This window comes from Streptomyces sp. NPDC058289 (assembly GCF_042880975.1).
In the GTDB taxonomy this organism is placed as follows: Bacteria; Actinomycetota; Actinomycetes; order Streptomycetales; family Streptomycetaceae; genus Streptomyces; species Streptomyces stoeckheimensis.
In genome coordinates this window covers 43,455-58,915 of sequence record NZ_JBHVYI010000014.1, presented here as the reverse complement: position 1 = coordinate 58,915, position 15,461 = coordinate 43,455, and the positions used below count along the sequence as shown (strand labels likewise).

General features: G+C 68.5%; 14 protein-coding genes. 7 read left to right on the top strand and 7 right to left on the bottom strand.

Going from position 1 to position 15,461, the window contains the following annotated elements:
* The first annotated feature begins 211 nt into the window (after nt 1-211).
* A complete protein-coding gene (locus tag ACFVX6_RS09830; RefSeq protein WP_389689715.1) occupies nt 212-1,549 on the top strand; it encodes an MATE family efflux transporter in 1,338 nt (445 codons plus the stop codon).
* Nucleotides 1,550-1,681: 132 nt separating this feature from the next.
* On the opposite strand, the gene rplI is transcribed toward ACFVX6_RS09830, so the two are convergent.
* From rplI to rpsF, 4 genes are all read right to left on the bottom strand, one after another.
* On the bottom strand, nt 1,682-2,128 hold the full coding sequence (gene rplI / locus ACFVX6_RS09825) for a 50S ribosomal protein L9 (protein WP_243331152.1): 447 nt from the start codon (nt 2,126-2,128) through the stop codon (nt 1,682-1,684).
* Between the two features lie 18 nt (nt 2,129-2,146).
* Nucleotides 2,147-2,383, bottom strand: coding sequence for a 30S ribosomal protein S18 (gene rpsR, locus ACFVX6_RS09820; protein ID WP_003956534.1), 237 nt, complete (start codon nt 2,381-2,383; stop codon nt 2,147-2,149).
* Nucleotides 2,384-2,426: 43 nt separating this feature from the next.
* Nucleotides 2,427-3,032, bottom strand: a complete 606-nt coding sequence (locus tag ACFVX6_RS09815) for a single-stranded DNA-binding protein (RefSeq protein ID WP_389689713.1) — start codon at nt 3,030-3,032, stop codon at nt 2,427-2,429.
* Nucleotides 3,033-3,104: 72 nt separating this feature from the next.
* A complete protein-coding gene (rpsF, locus tag ACFVX6_RS09810; protein WP_015034882.1) occupies nt 3,105-3,395 on the bottom strand; it encodes a 30S ribosomal protein S6 in 291 nt (96 codons plus the stop codon).
* Nucleotides 3,396-3,645: 250 nt separating this feature from the next.
* Here rpsF and ACFVX6_RS09805 point away from each other — a divergent pair, with 250 nt between their 5' ends.
* The 3 genes from ACFVX6_RS09805 (at nt 3,646) to ACFVX6_RS09795 (ending at nt 6,307) form a co-directional block, all read left to right on the top strand.
* Nucleotides 3,646-3,960 (top strand): hypothetical protein, encoded by a 315-nt coding sequence (locus ACFVX6_RS09805; RefSeq protein WP_389689711.1) that lies wholly within the window; start codon nt 3,646-3,648, stop codon nt 3,958-3,960.
* 129 nt (nt 3,961-4,089) lie between these two features.
* On the top strand, nt 4,090-5,208 hold the full coding sequence (locus ACFVX6_RS09800) for a peptidoglycan bridge formation glycyltransferase FemA/FemB family protein (RefSeq protein WP_243331146.1): 1,119 nt from the start codon (nt 4,090-4,092) through the stop codon (nt 5,206-5,208).
* Nucleotides 5,209-5,275: 67 nt separating this feature from the next.
* Entirely contained in the window at nt 5,276-6,307 is a 1,032-nt protein-coding gene (locus ACFVX6_RS09795) for an alanine racemase (protein WP_389689709.1), read from the top strand.
* A gap of 1 nt (nt 6,308) precedes the next feature.
* Here ACFVX6_RS09795 and ACFVX6_RS09790 read toward each other — a convergent pair whose 3' ends face one another.
* Nucleotides 6,309-7,769 (bottom strand): glycosyltransferase family 87 protein, encoded by a 1,461-nt coding sequence (locus tag ACFVX6_RS09790; RefSeq protein WP_389689707.1) that lies wholly within the window; start codon nt 7,767-7,769, stop codon nt 6,309-6,311.
* A gap of 89 nt (nt 7,770-7,858) precedes the next feature.
* Nucleotides 7,859-10,402 carry a transglycosylase domain-containing protein gene (locus ACFVX6_RS09785; protein WP_389689705.1) on the bottom strand — a complete coding sequence of 848 codons (2,544 nt, stop codon included), beginning with the start codon at nt 10,400-10,402 and terminating at the stop codon, nt 7,859-7,861.
* Nucleotides 10,403-10,677: 275 nt separating this feature from the next.
* On the opposite strand from ACFVX6_RS09785, the gene ACFVX6_RS09780 reads away from it, so the two are divergent.
* The 3 genes from ACFVX6_RS09780 to ACFVX6_RS09770 all read left to right on the top strand — a co-directional run bounded on the left by ACFVX6_RS09780 (nt 10,678) and on the right by ACFVX6_RS09770 (nt 13,798).
* Complete coding sequence (locus ACFVX6_RS09780) at nt 10,678-11,280, top strand: PadR family transcriptional regulator (RefSeq protein WP_389689703.1); 603 nt, start codon at nt 10,678-10,680, stop codon at nt 11,278-11,280.
* A gap of 49 nt (nt 11,281-11,329) precedes the next feature.
* Nucleotides 11,330-12,412: an inositol-3-phosphate synthase gene (locus ACFVX6_RS09775; protein WP_250738618.1), complete on the top strand. Its 1,083-nt coding sequence runs from the start codon at nt 11,330-11,332 to the stop codon at nt 12,410-12,412.
* 105 nt (nt 12,413-12,517) lie between these two features.
* Nucleotides 12,518-13,798, top strand: a complete 1,281-nt coding sequence (locus ACFVX6_RS09770) for an MFS transporter (protein WP_389689701.1) — start codon at nt 12,518-12,520, stop codon at nt 13,796-13,798.
* Between the two features lie 61 nt (nt 13,799-13,859).
* On the opposite strand, the gene ACFVX6_RS09765 is transcribed toward ACFVX6_RS09770, so the two are convergent.
* Entirely contained in the window at nt 13,860-15,302 is a 1,443-nt protein-coding gene (locus tag ACFVX6_RS09765; protein WP_389689699.1) for a CCA tRNA nucleotidyltransferase, read from the bottom strand.
* Nucleotides 15,303-15,461 lie beyond the last annotated feature (159 nt).

The window sequence follows — 15,461 nt, the reverse complement described above, 5'->3', positions numbered from 1 at the left end:
CCGGGGGACGGCGCTGTGGACAAAATCACCCGCCCCACCCCCTTACCCCACTTGACCTGGCATTTTTCCCCCCACCGGCTGTGGGGGAGAAAATTCTTCGCCACTGTCTCAAGATCGCCTCCAACGAGGTGGGACGAACGCTCGAATCGGCGTATCGGTAAGGAGCCTAGAGACCTTGTGTCTATTACCTGTGGAAGATTAGATTGAGCACATGAGACAGGCCCCCACTGCGCCGAAGGCTGCCCCGAGACGACACGACCGCGAGATCCTCGCGCTCGCCGTCCCCGCCTTCGGCGCCCTCGTCGCCGAACCCCTCTTCGTGATGGCCGACAGCGCCATCGTGGGCCACCTCGGCACACCGCAACTGGCCGGTCTCGGCATCGCAGCCGCACTGCTCACCACGGCCGTGAGCATCTTCGTCTTCCTCGCCTACGCCACCACCGCGGCCGTGGCCCGCCGCGTCGGCGCCGGCGACCTCCAGGCCGCCATCCGGCAGGGCATGGACGGCATCTGGCTCGCCCTGCTCCTCGGCGCGGCCGTCGTCGCCTTCGTGCTGCCCACGGCGCCCACCCTGATCTCCTTCTTCGGGGCCTCCGACACCGTCGCCCCGTACGCGATCACCTACCTGCGGATCTCGACCCTCGGCATCCCCGCGATGCTCGTGGTGCTCGCTGCCACCGGTGTCATCCGCGGCCTCCAGGACACCCGGACCCCGCTCTACGTCGCGATCGGCGGCTTCGCCCTCAACGGCGGCCTGAACGTCGCCCTCGTCTACGGGGCCGGCCTCGGCATCGCCGGCTCCGCCTGGGGCACGGTGATCGCCCAGTGCGCCATGGCCGCCGCCTACCTGGTCGTGGTCGTCCGGGGCGCCCGCAAGCACGGCGCATCCCTGAGGCCCGACGCCGAGGGCATCCGGGCCTGCGCGCAGGCCGGTGCGCCCCTGCTGGTCCGCACCCTGTCCCTACGGGCCGTCCTGCTGATCGCGACCGCCGTGGCCGCACGCCTCGGGGACGCCGACATCGCCGCCCACCAGATCCTGCTCTCCCTGTGGAGCCTGCTCGCCTTCGCGCTCGACGCGATCGCCATCGCCGGGCAGGCCATCATCGGCCGCTACCTCGGAGCGGGCGACACCGAGGGGGCCAAGGCCGCCTGCCGCCGCATGGTGCAGTGGGGCATCGTCTCCGGCATCGTCCTGGGCCTCCTCGTGATCGCCGCCCGCCCGGTGTTCATCCCGCTCTTCACGAGCGACCCCGCCGTCGAGGACGCCCTCCTGCCGGCCCTGCTCGTGGTGGCCGTCTCGCAGCCCGTCTCCGGCATCGTCTTCATCCTCGACGGCGTCCTGATGGGCGCGGGGGACGGCCGCTACCTGGCCTGGGCCATGCTGCTGACGCTGGCCGTCTTCACCCCGGCCGCCCTGCTCGTACCGGCCCTGGGCGGCGGGCTGACGGCCCTCTGGTGCGCCATGACCCTGATGATGCTGGTGCGGATGGTCACCCTCCAGCTGCGGGCCCGCTCGGGCCGCTGGCTGGTCGCGGGAGCCACACGCTAGACGTCAGCAGGCGGGGGGCAGCCCTGAGGCGATGTTTCACGTGAAACATGGGCTCGCCCGCCGCCTCTGTTTCACGTGAAACAACGAAGAAGGGCCGCACCCCAGAGGGGTGCGGCCCTTCATGCGCAGCCCTTAGGCGGCGACGACCTCGATGCCGACGGTCGCGGCCACGTCAGCGTGCAGACGCACGGAGACCTGGTACGAGCCGAGGGTCTTGATCGGGGAGCCCAGCTCCACGCGGCGCTTGTCGACCTTCGGGCCACCGGACGCCTCGATCGCCGTGGCGATGTCGGAGGGCGTGACGGAACCGAAGAGACGACCGGCGTCACCCGCGCGGGTGGCCAGACGGACCTTGACGTTCTCGAGCTTGGCCTTGAACTCGTTGGCCTGCTCGATCGTCGCGATCTCGTGGATCTTGCGGGCGCGGCGGATCTGCGCCACGTCCTTCTCGCCACCCTTGGTCCAGCGGATCGCGAAACCACGCGGGACCAGGTAGTTGCGGGCGTAGCCGTCCTTGACGTCGACGACGTCGCCGGCGGTGCCGAGGCCAGAGACCTCGTGGGTCAGGATGATCTTCATTATTCGGTCACCCTTTCCTTATCGCGCGGTGGACGTGTAGGGCAGCAGTGCCATCTCACGGCTGTTCTTCACAGCCGTGGCGACGTCACGCTGGTGCTGCGTGCAGTTGCCGGTGACGCGGCGGGCACGGATCTTGCCACGGTCGGAAATGAACTTCCGCAGCATGTTCGTGTCCTTGTAGTCCACGTACACGGTCTTGTCCTTGCAGAACGCGCAGACCTTCTTCTTAGGCTTGCGCACAGGCGGCTTCGCCATTGTGTCTCTCCTGTGAAATCAAGAAGTGGGGGTGCGAGCTGCCCTAGAAGGGCGGCTCGTCCGAGTAGCCACCGCCGGAGCCGCCGGAGCTTCCGCCCCAACCGCCACCGCCGCCGCCCTGCTGCTGGCCGCCGGCCGGCGCACTGGACGCCCAGGGGTCGTCGGAGGGACCTCCGCCGCCCTGGGGAGCAGCGCCGCCACTGGGGGCTCCGCCCCAGTTGCCACCGCCGCCGCCCTGCTGCTGACCGCCGCCACCGCCGCCGTATCCACCCTGGCCACCGCGACCAGTGGTCTTGGTGACCTTGGACGTGGCGTTCTTCAAGCTGGGGCCGACTTCCTCGACGTCCAGCTCGTAGACCGTGCGCTTGACACCCTCACGGTCCTCGTACGACCGCTGCTTCAGCCGGCCCTGCACGATGACGCGCATGCCCCGCTGAAGGGACTCGGCGACGTTCTCAGCCGCCTGGCGCCAGACCGAGCAGGTCAGGAACAGGCTTTCGCCGTCCTTCCACTCATTGGTCTGCTTGTCGAAGGTGCGGGGAGTGGACGCGACACGGAACTTCGCGACCGCCGCACCCGAGGGGGTGAAGCGCAGCTCGGGGTCGTCGACGAGATTGCCGACGACCGTGATGACGGTCTCGCCTGCCATGGATGAACCTCTCGGCGGGGATTGCTGCTGGGCTGCTGTGCTACTCGGTCCCGATTACCGCTGAACCGAAGTTCAGTGGGTCTCGGGGCGAAGGACCTTGGTCCGGAGAACCGACTCGTTCAGGTTCAGCTGTCGGTCAAGCTCCTTGACGACCGCAGGCTCGGCCTGAAGGTCGATGACCGAGTAGATGCCCTCGGGCTTCTTCTTGATCTCGTAAGCGAGACGACGACGGCCCCAGGTGTCGACCTTCTCGACCTTTCCGTTGCCCTCACGGACGACAGAAAGGAAGTTCTCGATCAGCGGGGAGACAGCGCGCTCCTCGAGATCGGGGTCGAGGATGACCATCACTTCGTAGTGACGCATGTGGAACCCACCTCCTTTGGACTCAGCGGCCACGGTCGTTCCGTGGCAGGAGGGTCGTGATGCGTGCGCACGGCATCTGCAGAGCAGACACCGCGCAGCTGTACAGACTACCTCCTCCACTCCTTCCGGTTGAAATCCGGCGCCAGGAGGCCACAATCTGTATGCATCGGGTGTGCTCGGTGCTATGCCTTCGGCGTCTGCCGGAGGAAGCCCGCAGCACCGCTCTGCTGCAGCCAGGAGGTGCCTTCCGATGGCACAGGCAATGCGACGCCAGTCCTCCATCTCGCTCTTCGCGACCGACGGGAAGCCTCATCCGCTCCAGGACACCCTGGTGGCCGTCACTCTGGTCCTCGGCGCCGTGGCGTTCGTCACGGGCTTCTTCCACCATCTGCACCTGCTCAGCTCGTGGACCGGGCTGATCGGGATCGTCACCGGGCTCTACGGGCAGTTCATCTCCGCCACGACACGCGAGCGCACAGCACTGATCATCGGCCTCGGAGCCTCTGCCATCGGCTTCTTCCTCGGCATGGCGCACGGCGGTCTCTTCGGCGGCTGGCTGGGCTGACCGGGTGCCTCCGCGACGGGGCGCCGGCCTCCCACCGGCCCAGGCCCGGCCTGTCCCCCAGATGGGTGGTGCCCCCGTCGCAGTAGGCTTCGCGCCATAGCCAGCGAAGCCGCCGAGGAGACGCCCCGCATGAGCCTGTCCCTGAGGACCATCAGCCGAGAGCAGCACCTGGGCTACCTCCAGAGCCTGCCCTCGGCTAGCCACTGCCAGGTCCCGGCGTGGGCCGACGTGAAGAACGAGTGGCGTTCCGAGAACCTCGGATGGTTTGACCAGTCCGGCGAACTCGTCGGCGCCGCACTCGTGTTGTACCGACAGCTGCCCAAGGTGAAGCGGTACCTCGCGTACCTCCCCGAGGGCCCGGTCATCAACTGGTACGCCCCCAACCTCGAAGAGTGGCTCCAGCCGATGCTGGCGCACCTCAAGCAGCAGGGCGCCTTCACCGTGAAGATGGGCCCGCCCGTCGTCATCCGCCGCTGGAACTCGACCGCCATCAAGGCCGGGATCCAGGACCCGGAGGTCAAGCGCCTGCGCGACGTGGAGGCATCCGTCATCGAGCCCCGCGCCTTCGAGGTCTCCGACAAGCTGCGCCGGATGGGTTGGCAGCAGGCCGAGGACGGCGGGGCCGGCTTCGGCGACGTCCAGCCCCGGTACGTCTTCCAGGTACCGCTGGCCAACCGCTCGCTGGACGACGTCCTCAAGGGCTTCAACCAGCTGTGGCGCCGCAACATCAAGAAGGCCGAGAAGGCCGGCGTCGAGGTCGTCCAGGGCGGCTACGAGGACCTGCCGACCTGGCAGAAGCTGTACGAAGTCACGGCCGAGCGCGACAAGTTCCGCCCGCGCCCGCTCAGCTACTTCCAGCGCCAGTGGACGGCCCTCAACTCCGAGGACCCCAACCGGATGCGGCTGTACATCGCCACGCACGAGGGGGAGCCGCTGGCCGCCGCCACGATGCTCACCGTCGGCCAGCACGTCTGGTACTCGTACGGCGCCTCCGCCAACCACAAGCGCGAGGTCCGTCCCTCGAACGCGATGCAGTGGCGCATGCTGCGCGACTCCTACGCGCTTGGCGCAAGCGTCTACGACCTGCGCGGCATCAGTGACACCCTGGACGAGAACGACCACCTGTTCGGGCTGATCCAGTTCAAGGTCGGCACGGGCGGCGAGGCCGTCGAGTACGTCGGCGAGTGGGACTTCCCGCTCAACAAGCTGCTGCACAAGGCGCTCGACATCTACATGTCGCGTCGCTGACCCCGCCCCATCCACACACACCGCACCGCTGCACCACGCAGCTTTTCGAGAGAGGCTCCGGACGGGCATGGCGCTCACGCTCTACGTCGACACCGCGCGCTGGCGTGCGCACCAGAAGCAGATCCAGGACCAGTTCCCGGGGATGATCCCCGTCTGCAAGGGCAACGGCTACGGATTCGGTCACGAGCGGCTCTGCGAGGAGGCGACCCGGATGGGTGCCGACGTCCTCGCCGTCGGCACGACCTACGAGGCCGCCAGCATCAAGGACTGGTTCGGCGGTGACCTGCTCGTCCTCACCCCGTTCCGACGCGGTGAGGAGCCGGTGCCGCTGCCGGACCGGGTCATCCGCTCGGTGTCCTCGCTGGACGGGGTGCGCGGCCTGGTCGGCGCCCGTGTGGTCATCGAGTGCATGAGCTCGATGCGCCGGCACGGGATCTCCGAGCAGGAACTCGGCCAGCTGCACTCGGCGATCGAGGACGTCCGGCTGGAGGGCTTCGCCCTGCACCTTCCGCTGGACCGCCCGGACGGCTCGGACGCCGTCGAGGAGGTCATCGGCTGGATGGACCGGCTGCGCGCGGCCCGGCTGCCGCTGCACACCATGTTCGTCAGCCACTTGAAGGCCTCGGAGCTGGCGCGGCTGCAGCAGCAGTTCCCGCAGACGCGCTTCCGGGCCCGCATCGGCACCCGGCTGTGGCTGGGCGACCACGAGGCGACCGAGTACCGCGGCGCGGTGCTCGACGTCACCCACGTCGCCAAGGGCGACCGGTTCGGCTACCGGCAGCAGAAGGCCGCCTCCGACGGCTGGCTGGTCGTCGTCGCCGGCGGCACGTCCCACGGAGTCGGCCTGGAGGCCCCCAAGGCCCTGCACGGGGTGATGCCGCGTGCCAAGGGCGTCGCCCGCGCCGGACTCGCCACCGTCAACCGGAACCTGTCGCCGTTCGTGTGGGCGGGCAAGCAGCGCTGGTTCGCCGAGCCGCCGCACATGCAGGTGTCGATCCTGTTCGTGCCGTCGGACTCTCCCGAGCCGAAGGTCGGCGACGAGCTGGTGGCGCACCTGCGCCACACCACCACGCAGTTCGACCGGGTGCTCGACGCCTGAGTCACTCCCCGGGGCGCGCGCCCCATTCCACTCGCTGACCCTCCGAAGGCGCCGCATCCTGCGGCGCCTTCGGCGTCCGCGGGAGCGTGAAGACGTCCTCGGCACCGTCCAGGACACCCCCGGAGGGGTCGTCCGAGCCGTCGCGCCGCACCACGTCCCGCTCGGGCATCAGGATGTCGCGTACGACCACCGCGCACAGGTAGAGCGTGCACAGCAGGTGGGCCGTGATCGCCAGCTGGTAACCCTCCAGCGGCAGGCCCTGGTGCTTGTCCCCGCTGGTCGTGTAGGCGAGGTAGAACCAGATCCCCAGGAAGTAGACGACCTCGCCGGCCTGCCAGATCAGGAAGTCCCGCCAGCGCGGCCGGGCCAGCGCGGCGAGCGGGATGAGCCAGAGCACGTACTGGGGCGAGTAGACCTTGTTGACGAGGATGAAGGCGGCCACCAGCAGGAAGGCCAGCTGGGCGAAGCGGGGGCGGCGGGGCGCCGTGAGCGTGAGCAGGCCGATGCCCGCGCACAGCAACAGCGTCAGGCCCGTCGCATAGGTGTTGGCGCCTTCGAGGGGGTTCCCGGAACGCTGGGAGATCAGCAGCCACACGGATCCGAAGTCGATGGGCCGTTCCTGGCTGAAGGTGTAGAACTTCTGCCAGCCCTCCCAGGCGAAGAACATCACGGGCAGGTTCACCACGAGCCAGGCGACCAGGGCGCCGCCGACCGCCTCACCGAACGCACGCCACTTCCCGGCCCGCCAGCAGAGCACGAACACGGCCCCGAGCAGCAGGACGGGATAGAGCTTGGCCGCGGTGGCCAGGCCGATCAGGACACCGAAGGACACCGCACGGCCCCGCGACCACATGAGCATCGCGGCGGCGGTCAGGGCGATGGCCAGCAGGTCCCAGTTGATCGTCGCGGTGAGTGCGAAGGCGGGTGCGAGGGCGAAGAGCAGCGCGTCCCAGGGCCGCCGGCGGTGGGTACGGGCCACGCACACCGCGATGACCGCGGCGCAGACCATCAGCATGCCCGCGTTGACCATCCAGTACATCTGCTCCCGGTGCTGCATGGAGCCGCTGCCGGGGGTCATCCAGGAGGCGATCTCCATGAAGAGCCCGGTGAGCACCGGGTACTCCAGGAACTGCATGTCGCCCGGGATCCGGTCGAAGTACGGGGTGAGGCCGTCGGCGAAGCCGCGGACCACGTAGAGGTGCGGGATGTCCGAGTAGCAGGCGTGGGTGTACTGGGAGCCGGCCCCGCGGAACCACGCCCAGTCGTAGCAGGGCAGCTTCTGCACCATGCCGAGCGCGAACATTCCCAGGGCGACGAGCACCACGACCCGCACCGGGGTCAGCCAGTGGCCGCCCAGCCGGGCGTAGCGGCCCAGCGGGCCGCCGATGAGCTCGCTCCCCGCGGCGGCCACCTCGTCCTGCTGAGTGGGCAGTACGGGGCTGTCCTCGTGCACCTTCGTCATGCGCACATCCTGCCGTACGGCGCCGCACATGGGAGAGGGCCGCCGCACTCGGTGCGACGGCCCTCTCCTGCCGTGTCGTGGGCGCCCGGTCAGCCGCCCGTGGAGCCCCCTATCGGGAAGCCTCCGGTGCCGCCGTTCGTCGCACCGCCCGGCCGGCCGCCGCCCGACTTGCTGGGCGAGGGCGAGGGTGACCGCGACGAGCTGGGGCTGGGGTCCGGCTCGCAGATGGCCCACGGCTTGCAGGTCGGCTTGCCGCCGCTGCGCGAGGGGCTCGGGCTGGGAGACGGGGACGGGGACGGCGAGTTCGACGGGGACGGCGAGGGGGAGGGGGACATGGAGGGGGAGGGCGAGGGAGCGCCGGAGGCGTCCGCGACGACACCGAGCTCGTCGGGCTCCGGGAAGTCCGACTCCGGGACGCCGTTCAGCGCCTCCTTCATGTACTTGGTCCAGATCTCGGCCGGGATGTCACCACCGTGGAGGGAGGGGATGCCCGCCACGCCCCTCATGGAGATCAGTTCCTTCTTGTTCGCACTGGGGTCCGAGCGGAACAGCGCTACGGAGGTGGACAGCTCGGGGGTGTAGCCGACGAACCAGGCCGACATGTTCTTGTCGGTGGTACCGGTCTTGCCCGCGGCGGGCCGGCCGAGCTTCTTGGCCTTCGTGCCGGTGCCGTTCTCGACGACGTTCTGCAGGACCTTGGTGATGTTGTCCGCTACGGAGTTGTCCATGGCCCGCTCCGCCTTGGGCGCCTCGAAACCGGGGACGTCATTGCCGTTCTTCTTGACGCTGCGCACCGAGTACGGGTCGTGGTGGGTGCCGGAGGCGGCGAAGGTGGCGTACGAGTCGGCCATCCGGATGGCGCTGGGAGTCGAGGTGCCCAGGGCGAAGGAGGCGTTGTCGTTCGGGTCGAAGGACTCCTTCAGGATGCCGGTCGACTCGGCGACCTGCTTCACCTTGTCGTGGCCGACGTCGAAGACGAGCTGGGCGAAGGGGACGTTGATGGACTTCTCCATCGCCTCGTTCAGGGTCACGAAGCCGTAGGGGGCCGGGTTCTCGTTCTTCTGCTTGAACGGCTTGCCGGATCCGTCGCGCAGCGGCTGGCCCGCACGGTTGTTGATCACCGTGAGGTCGTTCGCCTGGTACTTGCTGTCGGCCGAGATCCCCTTGCCCTTGGAGTTCTGGGTGCCGTACTGCATGGCCGCCGCCAGCACGAACGGCTTCCAGGTCGAGCCGACCTGGACGCCCGAGGTGTTGGCGTTGTTGTTGAAGTGCTTCTTGTCGATGCCGGGACCGCCGTACAGGGCGACGAGGGCTCCGGTCTTCACGTCGACCGAGGCCGCGCCGAACTGCACGAAGGTGTCGGTGTCGGGGCGCTTCTTCTCGTCGATCAGCCCGTCGCGGGTGCCCTCGACGGCCTTGACCATCGCGTCCACCTTCGTCTTGTCGAAGGTGGTGTAGATCCGGTAGCCGCCCTTGGCCAGATCATCGATGGTGATGCCGTTGGTCTTCAGCATGTACAGCTTGGCCGTCTCGACCAGGTAGCCGATCTGGCCGGACATGCCGGCGGCCTCGGGAGCCTCGATCAGGGCGGGGAATTCCTTGAACTGGTCCCGCTCGGCCTTCTGCATGCGGCCCACCTCGACCTCGCGGTCCAGCACCCAGGCCCAGCGCTTCGTGGCCCGCTCCTTGTTCGCCTCGGGCGTGGCCGCGGAGCCGATGCCGCCGTCGGGGTTGTACAGGTTCGGGCCCTTGAGCACGGCGGCGAGGAAGGCGCTCTCGGAGGGGGTCAGCTGGTCGCAGTCCTTGCCGAAGTAGGCGCGCGCGGCAGCCTGGATCCCGTAGGCGTCACGACCGTAGTAGGCGGTGTTCAGATAGCCGGCGAGGATCGTGTTCTTCTCCTCGCTCACGCCCAGCTTTATCGAGATGAAGAGCTCGGTGACCTTTCGCTTGAGCGTCTGGTCGGAGTCCAGGTACGTGTTCTTCACGTACTGCTGGGTGATCGTCGAGCCGCCCTGGGTGGATCCGCCCTTGGCCATGTTCCACACGGCGCGGGCGATGCCCATCGGGTCGACGCCCTTGTCCGACTCGAAGGACTCGTTCTCCGCCGCGATCACGGCGTTCTGCATCGACCGCGGGATCTTCCCGATGGGGACGATCTGGCGGTTCACGGAGCCGCCGGTCGCGACCATCTGGGTGTCGTCGGACCAGTAGAAGACGTTGTTCTGCGCATCGGCCGTCTTGTTCGCGTCGGGCTTGTTCACCATGGCGATGCCGATTCCGGCACCTGCCGTGATGATCGCGAAGAAGCCCAGGGCCGTGCCGCAGACGAACTTCCAGGAGGGGACGAAGCGCTTCCAGCCGACCTTCTCGCCGCGCGGATAGTTGATGAACCGCTTGGGGCGGCCGGCGCCCGCGGCGCCCCTGCCCCGTCCTGCCGGGGCGCGGCCGGCGGATCTCCGGGCGTCCGATCGGCTGCCGTGACCCGGCTGCTGTCCATACGGCCCGCTGGGTGACGCGGTGGGGACGTCACGCCCGGAACCGGCGCCCCTGGAGGGGCGCTGCTGGGCAGCCTTGCGGGCGGCGGCGCGGCCGCCGCCCTGGGGCTGTTGCGGTTTGCGGCGGTGCTCGCTCATCGAACGACTACTCCTCGGGCAGGCGAGTGGCCTGGAAGCGGCAGGTGAGTTCCGGTCCCCCCGGTGTCATGGCGCACAGACTACGCACGCGCAAAAGCCAATCAGTGCCGAAGTTCACCCCAAATCAGGCAACTTGCCTCACGCAAATCGGTGATGTGACGCCGGTCACCGTGTCACCACTTGTAGCTGACGGCTACCCGTTCTATCGTCTGGATGTATCGAGCCGATACATCAGCTCGACATAAAGACTCCGAGGCGGGGGAAAGGGCAGGCGGATGAGCAGGCGCTCAGGCATCCTCGAGTTCGCTGTTCTCGGCCTGCTTCGCGAATCCCCCATGCACGGTTACGAGCTGCGCAAGCGGCTCAACACCTCACTGGGGGTGTTCAGAGCGTTCAGCTACGGGACGCTCTACCCCTGCCTCAAGGCGCTCGTCACCAACGGCTGGTTGATCGAAGAGCCGGGCAATGCCCCGGAGGACGCTCTCGCCGCTTCACTCGCAGGGCGCCGCGCCAAGATCGTCTACCGGTTGACGGCAGCAGGTAAGGAGCACTTCGAGGAGCTCCTCTCCCACACGGGCCCCGATGCCTGGGAGGACGAGTCCTTCGCCGCCCGCTTCGCCTTTTTCGGCCAGACCGAACGGGACGTACGCATGCGGGTACTGGAAGGCCGTCGCAGCCGCCTTGAGGAGCGCCTGGAGAAGATGAGCGCCTCGCTGGCTCGCACACGCGAGCGGCTCGACGACTACACGCTCGAGCTGCAACGCCACGGCATGGAATCCGTGGAGCGCGAAGTGCGCTGGCTGAACGAGCTCATCGAGAGTGAGCGGGCGGGACGGGATCAGAGACGACCCGGTCCGTCCGACGAAACTGCAAAGTGAGGTCTGCATCTCGCAGGCCTCGTCCGAGAACAAACAGGGAGCAACCGGAATGGGTTCGGTTCGCGTAGCCATCGTCGGCGTAGGCAACTGCGCCGCCTCGCTGGTGCAGGGCGTCGAGTACTACAAGGACGCCGACCCGGCGGCCAAGGTCCCCGGTCTGATGCACGTCCAGTTCGGCGACTACCACGTGAGCGACATCGAGTTCGTCGCCGCGTTCGACGTCGACGCGAAGAAGGTCGGCCTCGACCTTTCGGACGCCATCGGCGCCAGCGAGAACAACACCATCAAGATCTGTGACGTCCCGAGCGCGGGTGTGACCGTTCAGCGCGGCCACACCCTGGACGGTCTCGGCAAGTACTACCGCGAGACCATCGAGGAGTCGGCCGAGACCCCGGTCGACATCGTCCAGACCCTCCTCGACCGCCAGGTCGACGTCCTGATCTGCTACCTGCCGGTCGGTTCCGAGGCTGCGGCGAAGTTCTACGCCCAGTGCGCCATCGACGCCAAGGTCGCGTTCGTCAACGCCCTCCCGGTCTTCATCGCCGGCACCAAGGAGTGGGCGGACAAGTTCACCGAGGCCGGTGTCCCGATCGTCGGCGACGACATCAAGTCGCAGGTCGGCGCCACCATCACGCACCGCGTGATGGCGAAGCTGTTCGAAGACCGCGGTGTCCGTCTTGAGCGCACCATGCAGCTCAACGTCGGCGGCAACATGGACTTCAAGAACATGCTGGAGCGCGACCGGCTCGAGTCGAAGAAGATCTCCAAGACTCAGGCCGTCACCTCGCAGATCCCCGACCGCGAGCTCGGCGAGAAGAACGTCCACATCGGCCCGTCCGACTACGTCGCGTGGCTCGACGACCGCAAGTGGGCCTACGTCCGCCTCGAAGGCCGCGCGTTCGGCGACGTCCCGCTGAACCTCGAGTACAAGCTCGAGGTGTGGGACTCCCCGAACTCCGCCGGTGTCATCATCGACGCGCTGCGCGCCGCGAAGATCGCCAAGGACCGCGGCATCGGTGGCCCGATTCTGTCGGCCTCGAGCTACTTCATGAAGTCCCCGCCGGTGCAGTACTTCGACGACGAGGCTTACGCGAACGTCGAGAAGTTCATCAAGGGCGAGGTCGAGCGCTAGTCGAACCCCGGCGTCCGCAAGGACACCTGGACTTCGGTTGCTCTTCCGCGGAGGGTCCCCGGGCAATGTGCCCGGGGACCCTCCGCGTGTGTGACCCTTTCCCTCATGGCTGTCGTACGTGATCTGCGCGTACTCCTGCGTCTGCGGGACTTCCGCAACCTGCTCGCCGTACGGCTGCTGTCCCAGGCCGCCGACGGGGTCTATCAGGTCGCACTGGCCGCCTATGTCGTCTTCTCCCCGGAGAAGCAGGCCTCGCCCGCGGCCATCGCCTCGGCCATGGCCGTACTCCTGCTGCCCTATTCGGTGATCGGCCCCTTCGCGGGAGTCCTGCTGGACCGCTGGTGCCGCCGCCAGGTCTTCCTCTACGGCAACCTGCTGCGGGCCTTCCTCGCCTGCGTCACCGGAATGCTGATCGTCGCGCACGTCCCCGACTGGCTCTTCTACGCCTCGGCGCTGTCCGTGACCGCGGTCAACCGCTTCGTCCTGGCCGGGCTCGCCGCCTCCCTGCCGCGGGTCGTCGGGCCCGACCAGCTGGTCACTGCGAACGCCCTCTCACCCACCGCGGGAACGCTCGCCGCCGTCGCCGGCGGGGGACTGGCCTTCCTCGTCCGTGTACTCGCCGACGACTCCGACGCCCTGGTCGTCCTCCTCGGAGCCGGCCTCTACCTGTGCGCGGCCCTGGTCTCCCTGCGCCTGGCACTGGATCTCCTCGGGCCCGACCACCCTCCCGGGCGGATCAACCCGACGGTCGTCCAGGGGGTCGCCCTCACCGTGCGGGGCCTGGCCGAAGGCCTGCGCCACCTGGCCTCCCGGCGCGAGGCGGCCCGGGCGCTCACCGCCATGACCGTCATGCGGTTCTGCTACGGGGCCCTGTTCGTCACGCTGCTCATGCTCTGCCGCTACGCCTGGTCTGACAACGAGGCCGACGGGCTGGCCCTGCTGGGCGTCACGGTCGGCATTTCCGGGGCCGGGTTCTTCGCGGCCGCCGTCGTCACTCCCTGGCTGGTGGGCCGGCTGGGCGCCCTCGGCTCCATCACCCTGTGCGCCGCGGGCGCCGCGGTGCTGGTACCGGCGCTCGGCCTGTTCTTCGCGCCCGGGCCGATGCTGGCAGCCGCCTTCGTGCTGGGCCTGGCCACCCAGGGGGCCAAGATCTCCACCGACACCGTGGTGCAGTCCCAGGTGGACGACGCCTTTCGCGGCCGCGTCTTCTCCGTCTACGACGTGCTCTTCAACGCCGCCTTCGTCGGCGCCGCCGGGGTGGCCGCAGTCGTGCTCCCCCTCGACGGGCACTCCGTCCCCTTGGTCCTCGGGGTGGCGCTGCTCTACGCCGCGACCGCCGCACTCCTCATGCGGCAGGGCGATGTTTCACGTGCAACATCGCCCTGACCGCAGCACGACAGACTCTGCGCCCCGATGTTTCACGTGAAACATCGGCCCGCCCGGGCCCTCAACCCTGAGCGGCCCACCACTCCTTGAGGGCGGCCACCGCCGCGTCGTGCTCCATGGGACCGTTCTCCAGCCGCAGCTCCAGCAGGAACGCGTACGCCTTGCCGATCGCCGGGCCGGGGCCCACATCGAGGACCCGCATGATCTCGTTGCCGTCGAGGTCGGGCCGGATCGCGTCCAGCTCCTCCCTCTCCTGCAGCTGGGCGATGCGCTCCTCCAGCCCGTCGTAGGTGCGGGAGAGCGCGTTCGCCTTGCGCTTGTTGCGCGTGGTGCAGTCGGAACGGGTCAGCTTGTGCAGGCGGTCCAGCAGCGGACCGGCGTCGCGGACGTAGCGCCGCACGGCCGAGTCGGTCCACTCCCCGTCCCCGTACCCGTGGAAGCGCAGGTGCAGCTCCACCAGCCGGGCCACGTCCTTGACCATGTCGTTGGAGTACTTGAGCGCGGTCATGCGCTTCTTGGTCATCTTCGCGCCCACCATCTCGTGGTGGTGGAAGGAGACCCGCCCGTCGCTCTCGAACCGGCGGGTCCGGGGCTTGCCGATGTCGTGCAGCAGGGCCGCCAGCCGCAGCACCAGGTCCGGTCCGTCCTCCTCCAGCGCGATCGCCTGCTCCAGCACGATCAGCGAGTGGTCGTAGACGTCCTTGTGCCGGTGGTGCTCGTCGCTCTCCAGCCGCAGCGCCGGCAGCTCCGGCAGCACGTGCTCGGCCAGCCCCGTGTCCACGAGGAGGCCCAGGCCCTTGCGCGGGTGCGCGGACAGCAGGAGCTTGTTCAGCTCGCCCTGTACCCGCTCGGCCGAGACGATCTCGATGCGGCCGGACATCTCCGTCATCGCCGCCACCACGTCCGGGGCGACCTCGAAGTCGAGCTGCGCGGCGAACCGCGCCGCCCGCAGCATCCGCAGCGGGTCGTCGGAGAAGGAGTCCTCGGCAGTGCCCGGAGTGCGCAGCACGCCAGCCCGGAGGTCCTCCAGACCGCCGTGCGGGTCCACGAACTCCTTCTCGGGGAGCGCGACGGCCATCGCGTTCACCGTGAAGTCGCGACGGACGAGGTCTTCCTCGATGGAGTCGCCGTAGGAGACCTCGGGCTTGCGCGAGGTCCGGTCGTAGGACTCCGACCGGTAGGTCGTGACCTCGATCTGGAAGCCGTCTTTCTGCGCACCGACCGTGCCGAAGGCGATGCCGACGTCCCAGACCGAGTCCGCCCACGGCCTGATGATCTTGAGAACGTCCTCGGGCCGGGCGTCGGTGGTGAAGTCGAGATCGTTGCCGAGGCGCCCGAGCAGCGCGTCGCGGACGGACCCGCCGACCAGGGCGAGGCGGAAACCCGCCTCCTGGAAACGGCGGCCGAGCTCGTCGGCGACAGGGGCGATCCGCAGCAGTTCACTCACCGCGTGGGCCTGCCCGTGATTCAGGACACTGGGGTTGTCTTCGTTGGCGTTCGGCACAACAGAAAAGGGTACGTGCCCGGCCCGCCGCCAGCTCCCGTGTTTTGCGGCCACCCCGCCCCGCGGCCGCTCCGGGGCGGGCCCGATCATGTGGAGCAAGGCGCGGCACTCGCGCACAGCGGGCCTCGTTACCATGCGTGGACGCACAAACGACGACCA

Excerpts from the sequence above, each read along its gene's own strand:
- ACFVX6_RS09805 (WP_389689711.1), top strand. The coding sequence starts at position 3,646 with ATGGCACAGGCAATGCGACGCCAGTCCTCCATCTCGCTCTTCGCGACC.
- ACFVX6_RS09800 (WP_243331146.1), top strand. The coding sequence starts at position 4,090 with ATGAGCCTGTCCCTGAGGACCATCAGCCGAGAGCAGCACCTGGGCTAC.
- ACFVX6_RS09795 (WP_389689709.1), top strand. The coding sequence starts at position 5,276 with ATGGCGCTCACGCTCTACGTCGACACCGCGCGCTGGCGTGCGCACCAG.
- rpsF (WP_015034882.1), bottom strand. The coding sequence starts at position 3,395 with ATGCGTCACTACGAAGTGATGGTCATCCTCGACCCCGATCTCGAGGAG.
- ACFVX6_RS09785 (WP_389689705.1), bottom strand. The coding sequence starts at position 10,402 with ATGAGCGAGCACCGCCGCAAACCGCAACAGCCCCAGGGCGGCGGCCGC.
- rplI (WP_243331152.1), bottom strand. The coding sequence starts at position 2,128 with ATGAAGATCATCCTGACCCACGAGGTCTCTGGCCTCGGCACCGCCGGC.
- ACFVX6_RS09775 (WP_250738618.1), top strand. The coding sequence starts at position 11,330 with ATGGGTTCGGTTCGCGTAGCCATCGTCGGCGTAGGCAACTGCGCCGCC.
- ACFVX6_RS09770 (WP_389689701.1), top strand. The coding sequence starts at position 12,518 with ATGGCTGTCGTACGTGATCTGCGCGTACTCCTGCGTCTGCGGGACTTC.
- rpsR (WP_003956534.1), bottom strand. The coding sequence starts at position 2,383 with ATGGCGAAGCCGCCTGTGCGCAAGCCTAAGAAGAAGGTCTGCGCGTTC.
- ACFVX6_RS09815 (WP_389689713.1), bottom strand. The coding sequence starts at position 3,032 with ATGGCAGGCGAGACCGTCATCACGGTCGTCGGCAATCTCGTCGACGAC.
- ACFVX6_RS09780 (WP_389689703.1), top strand. The coding sequence starts at position 10,678 with ATGAGCAGGCGCTCAGGCATCCTCGAGTTCGCTGTTCTCGGCCTGCTT.
- ACFVX6_RS09830 (WP_389689715.1), top strand. The coding sequence starts at position 212 with ATGAGACAGGCCCCCACTGCGCCGAAGGCTGCCCCGAGACGACACGAC.
- ACFVX6_RS09790 (WP_389689707.1), bottom strand. The coding sequence starts at position 7,769 with ATGACGAAGGTGCACGAGGACAGCCCCGTACTGCCCACTCAGCAGGAC.